Origin of the sequence: Acinetobacter lwoffii, from assembly GCF_024129115.1 — a bacterium.
Lineage (GTDB): Bacteria > Pseudomonadota > Gammaproteobacteria > Pseudomonadales > Moraxellaceae > Acinetobacter > Acinetobacter lwoffii_T.
In genome coordinates, this window is the sequence record NZ_JAMXXO010000014.1 from 39,024 (window position 1) to 55,025 (window position 16,002).

Consider the following 16,002-nt stretch of genomic DNA (forward strand, 5'->3'; position numbering starts at 1 on the left):
AGGTTTTTCACTGAAAAAAGAACAGTTTAGATTTGTTTTGCTGCGCCGACTTCGGCTTCCAGATGCTTGCGAATCGTGGCGAAAGAGAAGTTTTTGCTGTCCAGACGTTTCGGCAGGATATACGCACCTTGCTGGCCTTTTACTTTGAAATTGACCAACATGAATTCTGGTGTGTTGTACCATTCATAGATGTCTTTCCAGCTAATCGCGCCAACACCTTCTTGCATGCCCATTTTCTGGCGCATCACGATGCCATGTGGTTGTACGCCCAGGCGAACACCCTTGATTTCCTGTACCGGAAATTCATTCATCTTGCGTTTAACATACCATTCCAGACCAAAGGTACGGATCAGGTAATACAACACTACACAGATAATGGCCACCCAGCAGAACACGGTAGAATAGTTCTTCAGGAGCAGAATGCCCAGAATAGAAAGTGCAACAACAGCACCCATGATCAGCCATGCTTTCATGCCAATTTTATTGGTACTACGCCAGATCACCAGCTGAGCATGACGCTGCTCGGCTTCTGAAATTTCATAGTTCACAGGCTGGAGGGTATAAGCGTATAAATTTTTCGCGGTCATAGTGAAATTAGCAGATTTTAAACTGTAAAAAGTTTAGCACTAATTGTACCAATTCAGTGAGTATATTGTTCCAAAATCAGCCAAATTATAATGAACCTAATTCAGTTGCCTGTTCATCACGCTCATGACTCAAACTTTGTTTCAGTTGACTCAACTGCTTTAAAATGCTGAACATTAAAGACAGCTGCTGCAAAATGATCAGGGATTTCTGATCTTGCTCCTGATCTTGAGCCAAGCGCTGTCGAATATGGGGAATCATATTTTGCGCACTTAAATCGGGCATTTCATCTCGTAACAATGCACCACGAATGTTCTCGAGAGCTTTGTCCAGTAAATTCAGAATGTCCTGATCTTCAATTTTTTCCCGGTGTGCGCCCAGTGCAGCAATATAACTGATAAAAGTATGGTTCAGACAAAGGAACTCAAAGGCTAGCGATTTTTGTACCGGATCAATATCCGGTTCAGTGGCCAATGTCGAAATCAGTGAGGCTACCTCGGCATCGGTATTATGAGCAGCACGGCGCACAATCCGATATTTCAGGCCGTTATTACGTCCTGACTTATACTGCTCGATCACTTCGCTCAAATAATCCGCTTCTGCTTGCAAGCTGCGTTTGATACTTCGAGGCAAACGCCGGAACTTCCAGTCCGGGAAAATAAAGCTGACGCCGAACCAGGCAATCGCACAGCCAATCAAGGTGTCGATCATACGCGGGATGGCCGCGGCATAGCCCATACCATCCAGATTGAAGTTGATCAGCGCTAAAATCGTAATAAAGGCTGTGGCCTGTGCATACTGTTTACTGCGTAATTCAAAGAACAGAATCCCGCTCAATACCAGAAGTAATAATTGTCCTTCGATGGAAGGCACAAAATACAGAATGGCATAACCGAGAATAATACCGACCAACGTACCGACAATACGCAGACGTAAACGCCGTTTGGTGGCGTTAAAGTTCGGCTGGCTGACAAAGAGTGCCGTTAATAAAATCCAGTAACCATATTCAATATTGCTGACCTGTACGAAGATATAGCTGATCAGCAGCACAATCGACAGGCGAATGGCATGCCGGAACAGTACCGACTCGGGTGTCAAATGCTGCTTAATCCGAATCTTGATATCATCCCAGCCTTTCAGGTCATCATCTCTGAGCTGGTTTTCGATATGTTTGAAACGCTCGGATTTGATACTTTGCTCGGTTTCCAGGTTGCGTAACTGGGCATCAATCGATTTCAGGTTTTGAAACAACGCAAACAGGGCGCTAATCCAGACCTGATCATACTGCTGCTCCTGACGTAACTTATCCAGAGACTGTCTCAGGTTGTCAAAGGTATGCTTAAAGCGCTGGTTATGCACATAGGGTTTGCGCATTAGCAAACTTTCACTCAGGTCCTTACAGGCTTTGCCCTGAATTGACATAATGCGCTGGAAGCGGAACAGGATATCGCTATGCTGGAAAATCTTGGCCAGTTTCTGATAATCAATATGCGCTGAATCGGCACGTTCATGAATATCCTGCGCGACAAAATAATATTGCAGGCTGCGACGGGTGTCTTTTTGCCCCCGGTCACCTTTCAGGCGAGTCAAAAGGGCAGTTTTCATCTCATTAAAAATCGCAATCAGTTTCCCATTTTCAAGCGAGAGTTCAATCATGCTTTGCTGATAGCTTTTCGGGGTCATGTCCACATCAAACAGATTGGACTTGGCATATAAAAAGTCACCGAGAGCAGAATAGGAAATGGCAAGCTTGTCTTGCGCCAGTCGGGCAGGGAAAATCAGGAAACTGATGGTCGACAGCAGACCGTACCACATCGCGCCGATGACCAATAAACCAGCCTGTTTATACCATTCATCAAACAGCTCCACCCCGAGCATGGAATAAACGGAAATCACCAGACAGCCGTAGGAAATCGTGGCATAGCGTCGCCCTAGTGAACCCAGCAAAATCAGGGCAATACAGGACACAATTAAGGCCAAGGCAAACAGCAAGGGATAAGGAAAAAGCAGATATACGCCTACTGCCGTAATAAAGAAGCCAATGTAGGTGTAGAGCAGATTTAAAATCCGCACCGAAAAGCGGTCATCAATATCGCTTAAACCAGCTGCGACCACCCCTAAAGTCAATGGGATCGTCATCAATTGTTGTCCCATAAAATAGGGAACAAAGGCGGTACCTGCAAATGCCGTCATCATGCGCAGGTTATACATCAAGGTCGTGTTATAGGTGGTTTGCTTGAGACGAGTGAGCCAAGATTTCAAAGGTCGTCCTTTATACTGCAGTCTTAGAGCTGAATCTGAATAGGCTAATGAAAATAGTATATTTATAAATCTTCATTTCAGGCTAAATCATACTATGCACTGTGTTAATTTGTCTGCATATTAGCGCTTTAAATCTTCATGCTTATGACATCGAATAAAATAGTACAACAACCTTATGCCATGTTCTGGATTGTTTTGCTGGCGACCTTAAGTGCACTCGGGCCTTTATCCATTGATATGTATCTTTCGGCCTTACCGGCTATGGCAGCAGATTTTGGTGTCAGTACCCAAATGGTTTCTAACAGCCTGCCGGCTTATTTCTTCGGTCTGGCGATCGGGCAACTGATTTATGGTCCGATCAGTGACCGGATTGGGCGTAAACCGCCACTGTATTTTGGGCTGTGTTTATACATTGTGGCAAGTTTGCTGTGTGTCTTTGCGCAGGATGAATGGAGTCTGATCGCTGCACGGATTCTGCAAGCCTTAGGTGGCTGTGTCGGGGTGGTCATGGCACGTGCTGCAATTCGTGATCGCCTGGATATGCATTCAGCAGCTCAGGCCTTTGCCAGCATGATGATTGTGACTGCGATTGCACCAATCATCGCTCCGAGTCTGGGGGCCTGGGTATTGATGTTTTATGAATGGAATGTGATCTTCTTGGTGCTGATGGGCTGCGGTCTGTTGAGTCTAGCCTGTGTACACTTTCTTTTTAAAGAAACCCTGGAGCCAGAACGCCGTCTCAAGCTGAACTTTCAACAGGTTATAAGTTTGTACCGGTGCATTTTTCAGGATCCAAGCTTTCGACGTCCGCTCTATGCCGGCTGTTTTTCCGGTGCGGTGATGTTCTGTTATATCAGCGCTTCTTCTACCATTCTGATAGATCGTTATCAGCTGACTGAGCAGCAGTTTGCTTATGCCTTTGGTGCCAATGCCTTCGGGATCATGCTGTTTTCGACCTTGAATAAACGTCTGGCTGGGCGATTCTCGATATTACAGCGCTTGAAAATCGGCACCTGTCTGCAGTTTACCGGTGTATTAGGGTTAATCTTGCTGGGCTGTCTGGACGTCGATTCTGTGTTCTGGGTGTTGTTAGGCATGTTTATTGTGGTGGCATCTATCGGGTTTACTGGTCCGAATGCCATGGCTCTGGCAATGGCTGAACAGGGCGAGCGGGCGGGAACCGCCAGTGCGATTATGGGCAGTATGCAATTTGTCTGTGGCTTATTGGGCGGTGTATTACTGAATTTTCTGATCTGGCATGCCTTATTAAATATGGCATTGATCATGCTGGTTTTTGTAGGTATTTCCGCTTGGGCGATTTTTAAAATCAAGATGCCAATCTTGAAAAATGCATAGATGCTGGGCGTTCTCTAATATATTAAAAATGCTGGATTGAGCAGAGGGCTAAGCAAGTTGGCTTAGCCCTGCTTGCATCACTCATCGATAAATACGGCAAATTCCTCTACGGGAACGCGCGGGGTAATAAAGCTGTTAATAATTTGCTCTGGGTCGGCATAACCCAGTGCCATACCGCAGACCAGCTCTTCATCATCAGGTGCGCCGACCAGATCAAGCACGATCGGATGAAAATGATTCCAGGCTGCCTGCGGGCAGGTGTCCAGACCGCGGGCTTTTGCGGCCAGCATGACATTCTGGATCATCATGGAAACATCCATTTTGGAACCAATCGCCAAAGAACGATGGACGGTAAAGAACAGGCCGACAGGCGCATCAAATAATTCAAAATTACGCAGCTGCTGACGCGCCATTTTTTCCTTTTCGCCTTTCTGAATATTCAGCAAGCCATATAAACCCCAGCCATTTTCACGACGACGTTCAATAAATGGCGAGATCCATTGTTCAGGATAATAGGCAAAAGTTTCCTGATACTGCTGTGACAATTCCGGATTTGCATAGATTTGCATTTGTGCCTGACAAACCTGCTGCACGAGTTCATCACGCTTTTTACCTGTTACCACATACACTTTCCAGGGTTGGGTATTGGTTCCTGAGGGTGCGCGGCTGGCCACCGCCAGAATCTCTTTTAAGGTGTCTGTACTAACGGGGGTATTTAAAAAAGCACGCACTGAATGGCGAGAAGTGATGGTGTGATCTACAGCATGAACAAGATTTTGATCCATTATGGGGTCCAGTCGAATATCCTTATTGAGTTTGCAATGACTATAAACTAAACAAACAGAACGGGGGATAGGAAAATTTAATTCTTCGCCAGCTGAAAAAAACAATTTATCAGCAAAATGACTTGAATAATGAAATTTCGCATTCTTTTAGCTGAGCATAAATCGCCTAAGTGATAGCAATGGATTTAGTCATAAAGTTGGTCTTTGATTTAAAAAATGGCTTAAAACCCAAGTGCTTGAACCATTCAACAATAACAATTTCACACAGAGAACTGGTTTATTTTGACTGAAAATCAAGATAATTTAATTTCAAGATGCCTGTTTTATTACGTGTTGAGTAAAAGATTAATATTTTTTTTGAATTAAAATATAGATTAATCTTCATATAAAAATAAGAATTTATAATTATTTTTTATAGATAAATTAACTATTGCTAATAAAAAGAAATAAAACTTGATACAAAGAAACAGCATAATGTACGACTTTTCATCTTAATTCATGCATTTTGTGATTAAGATCTGTTTTAAATAACGCGATTCCAGATGGCTTGAATGAAGTCTTTAGGTTGAAAGCACTCATCAAGCACTGAATGTTTTTTTGAGCTTAAAACACAGTTTTTTTACCAGCATGCGCGTCTGTTGGAAAATTGTCTGCAATTTTCCAACAGACTGAGTATCTGAATAGAAAAGGTGTTGCTTTTATAAATCTCTCATTTGTTGAATATGATCGTGATGATGATATTCATAAGTTTAAAAGAGATGATAAATCGGTTTGTTTTTCTAATGGTGATAGATCAAATCAGGATATTTCCAGATGAAGATCTAATGAGCGAGCTAGAGATCTAGCGCACTTCATCACTTTTAGAACAATAAAAAATTCAAAATCATCTTGGGCAAAAAATTATGGATTTTACTTTTAACGCATTTTATACCTTGATTGCCGCAGTCATTGTTCTGTTACTCGGCCGATTCCTGGTTAATAAAATCGATTTTTTAAGACGTTACAATATTCCTGAGCCGGTTGCGGGCGGTTTGGTTGCGGCGATCATCTCATTGCTGGTGCATTCATTGTGGGGATATAGCATCACCACCAGTGCAGAATTACAAACCAGCTTTATGCTGATTTTCTTTGCTTCGATTGGTCTGAGTGCCAACTTTTCCAAGTTGCGTGAAGGCGGGATCGGTCTGGTTATTTTCCTGTTTGCTGTTTCGGCTTTCATTATTTTGCAAAATGCGGTCGGCATGAGTCTGGCAACATTATTGGGTATTGACCCGTTGATTGGCTTGATTGCAGGCTCAGTTACCTTAACCGGTGGTCATGGTACTGCGGGGGCATGGGGGGAAATTTTTGAAGTTGAACATGGTATTCAAGGTGCGCTGGCACTAGGTATGGCCAGTGCGACTTTTGGATTGATTATCGGCGGTATTATTGGCGGACCTTTGGCCAAGTTGCTGATCAACCGTTATAACCTGGCTACTGCACGTACCGATCAGCAGATCGAAACGCGTGACAATACGCCAATGGACAGTACCACCAGCGAATATGTACCGTTTGAATATCCGCATCAGGTGCGTTTAATTACCGCTGATAATGCAATCACGACCTTGGGCCTGTTCGCAGGCTGTTTGGCTTTTGCAGAGTTTATGACGGGTTTCAGTAAAGGTACTGCATTTGAACTGCCAACATTTGTGTGGGCATTGGCGGGTGGTGTCATCCTGCGTAATGTACTGGAAGGTGTTTTCAAGGTTCAGATTTTCGATCGTGCGATTGATGTGTTCGGTAATGCTTCATTGTCGCTGTACTTGGCAATGGCATTGTTATCATTGAAATTATGGCAATTGGCTGACCTTGCAGGACCACTCATGGTGATTCTGGGTGCGCAAACCATCACCATGGCTTTGTATGCAGCTTTCGTCACTTTCCGCCTGATGGGCAAAAACTATGATGCTGCGGTACTTGCAGCAGGTCATTGTGGTTTCGGTATGGGTGCAACGCCAACAGCGGTTGCCAATATGCAGGCGATTACCAATATGTATGGTGCGTCACATAAGGCCTTCCTGATCGTTCCATTATGTGGTGCGTTCTTCGTTGACTTAATCAATGCTACTGTTATTCAGATGATTTTGAAGTTTTTTGCATAATTTTTATGCCTGATACGATGAGTCATAGGCTCATAAGGATGTGACATGAATGATCAGTTAAATGAAACCTTACTCGGCTGGATTAATGCCCTGAATGGCCCTTTATGGGATTTTCTGGTGGTGTTTCTGGTCGCAGTTGGTATTTTCTACACGATCATGACCGGTGCAGTACAAATTCGTTTGTTCTGGCACAGCATGAAAGTCATGAAAAATAGCCGTGGCAAGGTTCAGGATACGCACGGCATTACCCCGTTTCAGGCTTTTGTCACCGGACTGGCAAGCCGGGTCGGTGTGGGCAATGTCGCGGGTGTCGCCATTGCGATTGCGATTGGTGGCCCCGGTGCCGTGTTCTGGATGTGGTTTACTGCCTTTTTGGGCATGAGTTCTGCTTTTGTTGAATCCTCTTTGGCACAGTTGTTTAAGGTGCGAGATAACAAAAACCAGCAATTCCGTGGTGGACCAGCTTATTACATTACCCAAGGCCTGAAACAAAAATGGCTCGGGATTGTCTTTGCGATTGCATTGATCACGACTTATGGTTTTGTCTTCAATGCAGTTCAGGCCAATGCCATTACCGGAGCGACTTCTCATGCCTGGGGCTGGGATCAGGCGAATCTGATCTTGCCATTAGGCGGCCTGAATCTGGAAATTTCCTGGGTCGGATTGTTTCTGGTCTTGATGACTGCGGTGATCATTTTTGGCGGAATTAAACGGATTGCAAAAGTTGCTGAAAGCTTTGTACCGTTTATGGCTGTGCTTTATCTGGCTGTGGCTTTGTATATTGCGGTCATCAATTACGATCTGCTCCCATCCATCTTCCAGCTCATTTTCAGTAAAGCCTTTGAATTTGAAGCTGCTGCTGGTGGTTTCTTTGGTGCCATGGTATCTATGGCCATGATGATGGGCATCAAGCGTGGTCTGTTCTCTAACGAGGCAGGGATGGGGTCGGCACCGAACGCCGCTGCAGCTTCCGATGTCAAACATCCGGTCAACCAGGGTCTGGTACAGATGCTCGGAGTATTTGTAGATACCTTTGTGGTGTGTTCATGTACCGCGATTATTATTCTGGTTTCGGGTCTGTATGAAAATGCAGGCTTTGAAGGCGTGACCTTGACCCAGATGGCGCTTGAAAGCCAGATTGGTGCCTGGGGCGATGACTTCCTGGCTTTGATTCTGTTCCTGTTTGCCTATTCCTCGATTATCGGTAACTATGCCTATGCCGAAGGAAACGTTCAGTTCATCAATAACAATAGCCGGGTGATGTTGATTTTCCGCTTATTTGTATTGGTGATGGTGTATTTCGGTTCCATAGCCAGTGTGCCGTTGATCTGGAATATGGCAGATCTGTTCATGGGTGTCATGGCAAGTATCAACTTGATTGCGATCCTGTTGCTGATGCCATTCCTGCTGATGCTACTCAAAGACTATACCGGTCAGCTGAAGCGTGGTGTGAAAGAACCTGAATTTAAACTGGATAACCATCCTAAATTTAAAGACAAGGTTAAATCAGATATCTGGTAAGACTTGAAGCAAAAAGCCCCGATCATTCGGGGCTTTTTTTGTGCCAAAGTTTTCTTTAGAAGAAATTTAAATAACTTTGATAAAGCACGAAGCCCAAAATCAGGCTGAACCAGACCGGTAGTTTTGAGCGTAGCAGGGCAATCATCACTGCGACAAAGACCAGGTCGGAACCATAGCTAAAATAGCGTTGTGAAAGATCCAGCAATAAATATAGTAACAAACCCACCACTGCAGCATTGATGCCCATCACCGCCTGATGAATATGGCGCTGCTGCATCAACCACGACCAGTAAGGCAAGGTGGCAAAGATCAAGAAAAATGAAGGTAAGAAGATTGCACAGGTCGCTAAAATTGCATTTAGCCAGACATAAGACGTCCAAGGCAGCAAAGCACCGATATAACTGGCAAAACTGAATAAAGGTCCTGGCATGAGCTGGGCAAATGCATAGCCAAGATCAAAAGATTGGGCACTCACCAAACCGGTTGTGACAAAGTCCTGATACAGCAAAGGCAGAATCACATGACCACCACCAAATACCAATGAACCGGTTTGATAGAAATTGGAAAAAAATAGCAGGTCTGATTCATCCCATAATTTTCCAGCTAAGGGGAGCAGAACAAACGGCAAGATAAATGCCAGCAGCCAATAGGGTGCAGCGGCAGATCGAATATATGGCGAGCTGATTGCCGTTTTGTTAATTTCTTTGGGTTTCGAATCTGATGAGGAAAAATGTCCAGCCAAGAGTCCACAGACTGCGCCCAGCATAATCACCAGAATCTGGTTAAAACTCACTGAAACCACCATCAACAATATGACAGAAAGGATTAAGACTGAGTATTGCCAGGCCGTTTTACAGAAGCTTCTCAGCATTTGCCAGAATGCCCAAGCGATTACAGAAAATACAATTAACTGGATGGTATGAAAGCTGTTTGAGTTTAAAATATGAAAATAGCTTTGACCCAAGAGCGCCACCAAGGTCATCAGAATCATTGAGGGCAGGGTAAAACCCAACCATGCGATCATGGCACCAGTATAGCCTCGTTGCAGATAACCGATCGACAGCCCCACCTGACTGCTGCTCGGCCCGGGTAAAAGTTGTGCCAAAGCGACCAGCTGACTGTACTGGGTGTCATTCAGCCATTGCAGTTGGGTCACAAATTTTCGGTGAAAAAACACCAGATGTGCCGCTGGACCGCCAAATGAAATGCAGCCCAGTTGCAGGAAAATCAGGAAAATCCGGTACAGTGAGATTGAAGGCATACAGTTATGGGAAAAATGAAGATAAAGTAGCTGAACTGTATGACAGTTTTACGAAATTCTACAGACTATTTATGCATGTGTTTATACACTATGCTGCTTTAGATTAATGAGGACATTCTCTGCATGCAGAAATATGTGTTGAGTATGGTGATACTGGTTACATTTGGCCTGAGTGCTTGCCAAACGACCCCCATGACAGCCCAAGCGGCGACCAGTCATCTACAACCTGCTGCACAACGCGGAGAAGCTCAGGCACGTCCAAATCAAATTGATTTTCAAAAGATCAAGCAAACCCAACAGCGTCCAGTAGTTGCTTTAGTTCTGGGCAGTGGGGGTGCGCGTGGTTATGCGCATATTGGTGCGCTGGAAGTACTGGAACAGGCGGGTATTCACCCCGATTTTATTGTCGGAACCAGTGCGGGCAGTATTGTAGGTTCCATTTATGCGAGTGGCAAACCGGCGATTGAACTGCGCAATATTGCTCTCAGCATGCGACCGAATGATGTCCGTGATATCAAACTGGCCAGAAAAGGTTTTTTTGATGGCAAAAAAGTTGAGGACTATGTCAATTTGCAGGTCGATCAAACTCCGCTTGAAGCCATGAAAATCCCGATGTTTGTGGTAGCAACCGCGCTGAAAGAAGGCAAGAAAGTCGTTTTTAATTATGGTAATACCGGACAGGCGGTACGTGCTTCAGTCTCGATTCCGAGTATGTTTATTCCGACTATTATTCAAGGTAAAGAATATGTAGATGGTGGTCTGGTCAGTCCGGTGCCGGTCGATGTGGCACGTGAGCTGGGAGCCGATATTGTGATTGCGGTGGATATTCTGGCACAGCCCATTTACACGGAAACCACCAATGTCTGGGGACTGTTTAATCAGAACATTAATATTATGCAGCAACATCTGGCACATGAAGAATTAAAGCATGCAGATGTGGTGATTCAGCCGGACTTACGCGAAAAAGGCCATATCTTTGATGTACGTGGCAGGGAACTCACCATGCAGGCTGGTGCCGAGGCGACCCAGTTAAAGTTGATGGAAATTTCACAAGCCTACCAAAAACATGATTATGCTCAAGGACATCGCATTCCACAGTTTGTGGTACATGAACATCAAGCTCAATAAATCTTTTTTTTGAAATTTCTGTTTATCCCTATATCGCAGTATAGGGATATTCAATCAAAAGGATAACGGATCATCGGCTGTAACGCTTAACTGATTGTTATAAAAGCTAAGATGATTGCCTATGTGTATCAGTCAGTCGGAATTATCGCAAAAGATAAAATTAATTTTAAATATAACAAATTGAATTATAAGTATATTGTTTTAAATAATAAGCCTTATTCGTCTTAAATTAAAATTTTAATATTATTATTCGTATACTTAAGTTGATCAAATATTCAAAAGCATCGATGTTCATGCCAGAATGCAGTTTGAAAAGATCACTACACAGATGTAGACATCATGATGCATATTAAAATTGGACAGCAGGTCAAACTGGCACAATTCGAACACTATATCTTTACAGTGACCGCGATCCATCAGGATGGTTCTTTTACCGTTGAAACGACCTTGGATGGTCAACAAATTTTAAGTTATCAGAACGTGGCGCAGGAAATGCTCAGGCCAGTGATGCTTTAAATCACGCAGAGCCTTTTTATTTTCCTGAATTATTTTTGTTCAGAGCTTAAAACAGTGAAAAATTCTCAGTTGCTGTGTGATCAACCCCAGATAAATAAGTGTTGATTTATTGGCACTTAACTTTCTAACTGAGATTTTAAGCAATTAAATATATTTTTTTCTGTATGAATACATTTTCTATATCAATAATTGTGATGCTTCATTTGCCGAATTGAACATTTTATTCATGTTAAAAACGCTATAATAATAAACGATAACCTTGTCATTCAAAGAGTTCAAAGAAAACGATGGCCCCTTTAGATCAAATTGCAGCAGTGTCGGATGACCAGTCAGAGTTAACGATGTCAGTTCTCATGACGCCAGATATGGCAAATTTTTCAGGAAATGTTCATGGTGGAACCATTCTGAAATTATTGGATCAGGTGGCGTATGCGTGTGCAAGTCGCTATTCGGGTAGTTATGTCGTGACCTTATCTGTAGACAAGGTGAATTTTAAAGAGCCGATTCACGTTGGTGAGCTGGTTACCTTTCTGGCCAGTGTGAATCATGTTGGCCGTACTTCAATGGAAATCGGGATTCGTGTAGAAGCCCAGAATATTCAAAAGAGAACGGTACGTCATACCAATAGCTGTTATTTCACCATGGTTGCGGTGGATGAAAATGGTAAACCAAAACAGATTCCAGCTTTGAACCTGGACAATGACTGGAAACGATGCCGTTTTGAAGCAGCAGAACAGCGTAAAGTCGCGCGTTTGCAAGAAAATCATCATCCTTCATGCAGCATTTATAAAAAGACTGCACAGAGTTAAGTTAAATCGTGATTGAGAAAAGACCTTCATATGAAGGTCTTTTTTTTGCATCAATTTCAGTTTTTCACTGGAGCTTTGTTATTTTTTACCCTAATATAAAACGATACGTATCGTTTCGATTTTTAGATCTTAAAAGTTAAGTAGAAAAATATGAGCAGTGACGAAAAAAGTTCCCGACGACAGCAGTGCATTTTACAGGCGGTCGCAGATGCGCTGGCAGAATGTGAATATCATCAGCTGACGATTGAAGATGTAGCGGCACGTGCCGGTGTTGGCAAGTCTACGATTTATCGATGGTGGAAACATAAATCGGAACTGGTGCTGGACACTTTCAAACAGCATACAGCTTCGGTATTTGAGCTGGATACCTCTAAAAGCCTGAAAAGCAATCTCATTCAACAACTCGGTTCTTTATCTCAAGCGCTGAATCATCCGGTCGGTCGGGCTTTGCTGGTAGTGATTGCCAATCACCGCGAACTGGCAGGTGAGTTCTTTCAGCAATATCTCTTGCCACGTCGGCAACAGACCCATCAACTGATTCAGCAAGCGATTGAACGGGGAGAAATCCGCGCTGATTATCCTTTTGATTTGATGCTGGATACCTTATACGGCCCGATTCATTACCAGATCATTTTTTTCAACCGGATTCCAGATGAACACTATATCCAGAATCTGGTCGAGTTGGCCTTGCATCCGGTCACTGTTCAAGCCTGAGTTTGTGCTATTTCCCTACAAATTTTAAGAGTTGGTGATTATGTCAGTTAGCGCTGAGCGGTTATGGAATCGCTCATTTATCTTGTGCTTATTCAATAATTTTTTCCTGTTCGTTTATTACTTTGCCTTACTGACCATCTTGCCGATTTACATCATGAAAGATCTGGGCGGTTCGGTAAAAGAAGCTGGGTTGGCGCTGACGCTATTTTTGGCCTCTTCGATTGCGGTTCGGCCATTTTCCGGCATGATCATCGAAAAGCTCGGCAAGAAAATCTCGATGCGCGGTGCAGGCGTGATTTTTGCCTTATTTTCCTTTAGTTATTTGCTGGTAGATAGCATGTGGTCGCTGTTGCTGGTGCGTTTTTTACATGGTATCTGGTTCAGTATTCTGACCACGGTGGCAGTACCCGTCGCTAATGAATTTATTCCTGAACAGCGCAAAGGTGAGGGCATGGGCTATTTCGTCATGTCGACCAATCTGGGTGTGGTTTTTGGGCCCTTGCTGGCATTGACCGTAATTCAGTTCACCAGCTTCAAAGTCTTATTTGGCATTCTTGCCGTTATCATTTCTTTGGGGCTCATTTTCTGTTGGATGCTCAAAATCACAGAGTTACCAAAACCTGAAGCTATAAGCACAGAAAAAACCAGCTTGAGCTTGCAGGATATTCTGGAAGTCAAAGTTCTGGCGGTAAGTTTTGTGGCTTTACTAACCGCTTTTGCGTACTCGGGCATCATGAGTTTTATTACTGCATTTAGTGAAACCAAGCAGCTTTTGGGCTATACCAGCGTATTCTTTATTGTCTTTTCAGCGTCCATGTTGCTGGTCAGACCTTGGATCGGGAAGATTTATGATCGTAAGGGACCAAGTGCGGTTATTTATCCTTCATTTATTTTCTTTGCCATTGGTCTGGTGATTGTCAGCCTGATTTCCAATCAATGGATATTATGGTTGTCGGCAGTATTTATCGGCATCGGTTATGGTTCACTGTTCCCATGTTTGCAGACCTTGGCCATTCAGTCGGTCGACAAGCAGCGTATGGGACATGCAATTTCAACTTTCTTTACCCTGTTTGATCTGGGTTTAGCGATCGGTTCCGTAGCCATGGGAGTATTGATTGCCTATTGGGGCTTTGAAACCACCTATGTTTTGAGTGCTGTACTCGTCATTGTGACGATATTGGTTTATCGTCAATATGTTGCCAAAAAGCAAAATAAGCGCCCGGCAAGTTTGGAGTTATAAAATGGAATTAAGACATTTACGTTATTTTGTTACGGTGGCGCAGGAACTGAACTTTACCCGTGCCGCGGAAAAATTAAATACGGTACAGCCTTCATTGAGCCAGCAAATCAAGGATCTGGAACGTGAGGTTGGCGTACAGTTGCTGGAGCGGAATAACCGTAAGGTCGGGCTCACTGAAGCCGGTCAGGTGTTTTTAAAAGAAGCTTTGCTTAGTCTTGAGCATGCAGAGCGCGCCATTCAGACTGCCAGGCAGATCGCCAATGCACAGCAGGATCAGCTAAATATCGGTTTTGTCCCGGTCGCGGAAATGAAAGTCTTTCCTTATATCATGCCGAATATCCGCGCGCATTTTCCTGAACTGAAAGCACAGTTTCATAGTCTGACCGATGCAGAGCAGTTTAGTGCCTTAAGAAATGGACAGATCGACATTGCCTTTACCCGTTATCCGGGGCAGTTAAGTGAGTTTGATTCGATCCGCATTTTTGATGAGCCTTTAACCTTGATTGTGCCCAAAGATTCCCCGGCTGCGGCCTTGCCCTATGTCAGTATCAAGAGTTTTGAAAATCAGGACTTTGTAATTAGTGATGAGCAGTCCTCACCGCAACTGCATAAGCTGATTCAGGATTTTTTTAAACAGTCCAAATTAAAAGTGAATGTGGTGCAGTATTCCACCAATATTCTGCTCAATGTCAATCTGGTGGGAATGGGCGTGGGCTGGAGTCTGGTGCCAGCCTATGTGATTCCATTGCTCGGCGATAATATTGTGGTGAAAAAGACCCTAGAACCGTTACCGATGATTGGACTGTATGCCAATTATCGCAAGGATCAAAAACATGTGGTGATTGATCTGATTTTGGAAGTATTAAAAGAAAAGTTTTTTGTGGATCTTTTTTAATATTTAAACCTTCAATCTGCCCATCTAAAAAGCCGTGCGACAGAAATGATCTGTAGCACATCCTTTTAAATCGGGACTGCAAATCACTTTATACTGAACATCTAACAATAAAAACCGGTTGAAGCAGGATGATGAAGCTCTATAACAACCCACAATCACGTGGCTTGACCTTGTTGCCTTTGCTGAAAGAATTGCAGATTGAAGATCAGATTGAGCAGGTGGAGATTGCCTATGAGGATATGCATCAGCAGGCATATACACAGATGAATCCGATGGGAAAAGTTCCCTGTCTGGTAGATCAGGAGATCGTCATTTCAGAAATGGCCGCTATTTTTATCTATCTGGCAGATAAGTATTCTGACAAAGGATTGGCACCTGCTTTGGATGATCCGAAGCGTGGGGCGTATTTGAAATGGATGTTTTTCTGTCATGGACCCTTTACCGAATATATCGATATAAAAAATTTACAGGTGTCGCCAGAAAATATTGAAAAGAACCGGAGAAGTTTAAGTTTTGGGAATGAAGCAGCCGTATTTGATTTTATGAAACAGGGCATCGAGCAGGCCAATCCTTATCTGTTGGGTGAAAAAGTCTCGGCTGCGGACCTATATGTGGCTTACTGTTTGATCTTCACGATCTCTGCGAAAATTTTACCGCCATTTGATGAGTTCAGGCCCTTCCTGCAGCAGATGGCCTCTCGTGATTCCTTGAAAGATATTCCGTGGTTTCAGGAATACCGAGTCTAATTCCTCGGTCTATATATTGTCCGGGATATCTAAAAATAATAAA

At 43.6% G+C, this 16,002-nt stretch carries 14 protein-coding genes; 10 read left to right on the plus strand and 4 right to left on the minus strand.

Annotation, left to right across the window (positions count from 1 at the left end):
* Window positions 1-26: 26 nt before the first annotated feature.
* Both NI470_RS10995 and yccS read right to left on the minus strand, forming a co-directional pair.
* Complete coding sequence (locus NI470_RS10995) at window positions 27-587, minus strand: YcxB family protein (protein ID WP_153566570.1); 561 nt, start codon at window positions 585-587, stop codon at window positions 27-29.
* Window positions 588-672: 85 nt separating this feature from the next.
* Window positions 673-2,847 (minus strand): YccS family putative transporter, encoded by a 2,175-nt coding sequence (gene yccS / locus NI470_RS11000; RefSeq protein WP_253148386.1) that lies wholly within the window; start codon window positions 2,845-2,847, stop codon window positions 673-675.
* A 138-nt stretch (window positions 2,848-2,985) separates the two neighbouring features.
* On the opposite strand from yccS, the gene NI470_RS11005 reads away from it, so the two are divergent.
* The gene (locus NI470_RS11005; RefSeq protein WP_253148385.1) at window positions 2,986-4,203 is read left to right on the plus strand and encodes a multidrug effflux MFS transporter; all 1,218 of its coding nucleotides are present in this window, start codon (window positions 2,986-2,988) and stop codon (window positions 4,201-4,203) included.
* Between the two features lie 77 nt (window positions 4,204-4,280).
* Here the strand turns inward: NI470_RS11005 and NI470_RS11010 are convergent, their stop codons facing one another.
* On the minus strand, window positions 4,281-4,988 hold the full coding sequence (locus NI470_RS11010; protein ID WP_004280692.1) for a nitroreductase: 708 nt from the start codon (window positions 4,986-4,988) through the stop codon (window positions 4,281-4,283).
* 902 nt (window positions 4,989-5,890) lie between these two features.
* Here NI470_RS11010 and gltS point away from each other — a divergent pair.
* A complete protein-coding gene (gene gltS / locus NI470_RS11015; RefSeq protein WP_153566876.1) occupies window positions 5,891-7,129 on the plus strand; it encodes a sodium/glutamate symporter in 1,239 nt (412 codons plus the stop codon).
* Window positions 7,130-7,174: 45 nt separating this feature from the next.
* Entirely contained in the window at window positions 7,175-8,650 is a 1,476-nt protein-coding gene (locus tag NI470_RS11020) for an alanine/glycine:cation symporter family protein (protein ID WP_004731963.1), read from the plus strand.
* A 55-nt stretch (window positions 8,651-8,705) separates the two neighbouring features.
* Here the strand turns inward: NI470_RS11020 and chrA are convergent, their stop codons facing one another.
* Window positions 8,706-9,911 carry a chromate efflux transporter gene (gene chrA / locus NI470_RS11025; RefSeq protein WP_191112530.1) on the minus strand — a complete coding sequence of 402 codons (1,206 nt, stop codon included), beginning with the start codon at window positions 9,909-9,911 and terminating at the stop codon, window positions 8,706-8,708.
* 123 nt (window positions 9,912-10,034) lie between these two features.
* Between chrA and NI470_RS11030 the strand changes: the two genes are divergently transcribed.
* The 7 genes from NI470_RS11030 to NI470_RS11060 all read left to right on the plus strand — a co-directional run bounded on the left by NI470_RS11030 (window position 10,035) and on the right by NI470_RS11060 (window position 15,959).
* Complete coding sequence (locus NI470_RS11030) at window positions 10,035-11,039, plus strand: patatin-like phospholipase family protein (protein ID WP_253148384.1); 1,005 nt, start codon at window positions 10,035-10,037, stop codon at window positions 11,037-11,039.
* Window positions 11,040-11,378: 339 nt separating this feature from the next.
* Window positions 11,379-11,555 carry a hypothetical protein gene (locus NI470_RS11035; RefSeq protein ID WP_191112528.1) on the plus strand — a complete coding sequence of 59 codons (177 nt, stop codon included), beginning with the start codon at window positions 11,379-11,381 and terminating at the stop codon, window positions 11,553-11,555.
* A 287-nt stretch (window positions 11,556-11,842) separates the two neighbouring features.
* Complete coding sequence (locus tag NI470_RS11040) at window positions 11,843-12,364, plus strand: acyl-CoA thioesterase (RefSeq protein ID WP_004280680.1); 522 nt, start codon at window positions 11,843-11,845, stop codon at window positions 12,362-12,364.
* 150 nt (window positions 12,365-12,514) lie between these two features.
* Complete coding sequence (locus NI470_RS11045; RefSeq protein ID WP_005106275.1) at window positions 12,515-13,078, plus strand: TetR/AcrR family transcriptional regulator; 564 nt, start codon at window positions 12,515-12,517, stop codon at window positions 13,076-13,078.
* 40 nt (window positions 13,079-13,118) lie between these two features.
* The gene (locus tag NI470_RS11050; RefSeq protein WP_253148383.1) at window positions 13,119-14,318 is read left to right on the plus strand and encodes an MFS transporter; all 1,200 of its coding nucleotides are present in this window, start codon (window positions 13,119-13,121) and stop codon (window positions 14,316-14,318) included.
* Between the two features lies 1 nt (window position 14,319).
* On the plus strand, window positions 14,320-15,213 hold the full coding sequence (locus NI470_RS11055) for a LysR substrate-binding domain-containing protein (protein WP_253148382.1): 894 nt from the start codon (window positions 14,320-14,322) through the stop codon (window positions 15,211-15,213).
* 131 nt (window positions 15,214-15,344) lie between these two features.
* Window positions 15,345-15,959, plus strand: coding sequence for a glutathione S-transferase family protein (locus NI470_RS11060; protein ID WP_253099981.1), 615 nt, complete (start codon window positions 15,345-15,347; stop codon window positions 15,957-15,959).
* The last annotated feature ends 43 nt before the right edge of the window (window positions 15,960-16,002 follow it).

What these genes read in the sequence shown, in the direction of transcription:
- NI470_RS11055 (WP_253148382.1), top strand. Translation starts at nt 14,320, where the DNA reads ATGGAATTAAGACATTTACGTTATTTTGTTACGGTGGCGCAGGAACTG.
- NI470_RS11005 (WP_253148385.1), top strand. Translation starts at nt 2,986, where the DNA reads ATGCTTATGACATCGAATAAAATAGTACAACAACCTTATGCCATGTTC.
- NI470_RS11045 (WP_005106275.1), top strand. Translation starts at nt 12,515, where the DNA reads ATGAGCAGTGACGAAAAAAGTTCCCGACGACAGCAGTGCATTTTACAG.
- NI470_RS11035 (WP_191112528.1), top strand. Translation starts at nt 11,379, where the DNA reads ATGATGCATATTAAAATTGGACAGCAGGTCAAACTGGCACAATTCGAA.
- NI470_RS11030 (WP_253148384.1), top strand. Translation starts at nt 10,035, where the DNA reads ATGCAGAAATATGTGTTGAGTATGGTGATACTGGTTACATTTGGCCTG.
- NI470_RS11040 (WP_004280680.1), top strand. Translation starts at nt 11,843, where the DNA reads ATGGCCCCTTTAGATCAAATTGCAGCAGTGTCGGATGACCAGTCAGAG.
- NI470_RS11020 (WP_004731963.1), top strand. Translation starts at nt 7,175, where the DNA reads ATGAATGATCAGTTAAATGAAACCTTACTCGGCTGGATTAATGCCCTG.
- NI470_RS10995 (WP_153566570.1), bottom strand. Translation starts at nt 587, where the DNA reads ATGACCGCGAAAAATTTATACGCTTATACCCTCCAGCCTGTGAACTAT.
- NI470_RS11050 (WP_253148383.1), top strand. Translation starts at nt 13,119, where the DNA reads ATGTCAGTTAGCGCTGAGCGGTTATGGAATCGCTCATTTATCTTGTGC.
- chrA (WP_191112530.1), bottom strand. Translation starts at nt 9,911, where the DNA reads ATGCCTTCAATCTCACTGTACCGGATTTTCCTGATTTTCCTGCAACTG.
- NI470_RS11010 (WP_004280692.1), bottom strand. Translation starts at nt 4,988, where the DNA reads ATGGATCAAAATCTTGTTCATGCTGTAGATCACACCATCACTTCTCGC.
- NI470_RS11060 (WP_253099981.1), top strand. Translation starts at nt 15,345, where the DNA reads ATGAAGCTCTATAACAACCCACAATCACGTGGCTTGACCTTGTTGCCT.
- gltS (WP_153566876.1), top strand. Translation starts at nt 5,891, where the DNA reads ATGGATTTTACTTTTAACGCATTTTATACCTTGATTGCCGCAGTCATT.